Annotated in this window: 1 protein-coding gene; it reads right to left on the bottom strand. The window is 66.0% G+C overall.

From position 1 onward, the window contains the following. A partial coding sequence (locus tag GIW04_RS31055; protein ID WP_236479652.1) for a molybdopterin-dependent oxidoreductase occupies positions 1-832 on the bottom strand: 832 nt, incomplete at both ends.

Raw genomic sequence — 832 nt, 5'->3', positions numbered from 1 at the left:
CCGCTGCTTTCGATCAGGCGGGTGCCCGGGTCGCCAGCGCGGATATGACCACCGACTTCGTCCTGGAACTTGTTCCAGGCTTGCGGCGAGTTCCAGCCCGGCGACCAGGCAAACGGCACCTGCTGACGCGGCTCGGCCGAACCCGAATAACCTTCCATGGAGAAGGCAAACGCGGTGTCGTTGTCTTGCGGGGTACGCGGCTCGTGCACGCTGATGTCAGCACGCATGGCGGTACGACCGGAGTAACGCAACGGCTCACGCGCCAGTTTCAGGCCCTTGATGCGGAACGCGGCAGACGGCGCGGCATCGACGATACGAGCCAGTTGCGGCGCGCTGGCAGCGGTGGCAGCGGTGACGTGGTCGAGCTGGGTCCAGTCGATCGGCTGGTTCAGCAGGGTGGCGCGCAGGGCATGCAGCCAGCGCCAGCCTTCGTGCACCAGGATGCTGGCGTCCATGTACTTCGGATCGAACACCTGGAAGAAGCGCTGGGCGCGGCCTTCCTGGCTGACCAGGGTACCGTCGCCTTCAGCGAAGGTGGCGGCTGGCAGCACCAGGTCGGCGCGGTCGCTGGTGGCGGTCTTCTGATGGTCGGCGACGATCAGCACCTTGGCGGCGTTGAGCGCAGCGTCAACCTTGGCCGCAGCGGTGCGGGTGTACAGGTCGTTTTCCAGTACCACGATGGCGTCGGCGTTGCCGTCGATCACGGCTTGCAGCGCCGCGTCCACGGACTCGCCACCGAGCATGGCCAGGCCCAGACTGTTGGCTTCCGGCACTACCAGGCTGATGGAACCGTTTTTGTCGCGCAGCTTCAGGGCCTTGGCGATGTTGGCAG

This window comes from Pseudomonas sp. PA-4-8C (genome assembly GCF_021606625.1).
Lineage (GTDB): Bacteria > Pseudomonadota > Gammaproteobacteria > Pseudomonadales > Pseudomonadaceae > Aquipseudomonas > Aquipseudomonas lactis.
Note: the sequence above shows the minus strand (reverse complement) of the source record. Positions and strands in the feature narration are given on the sequence as shown.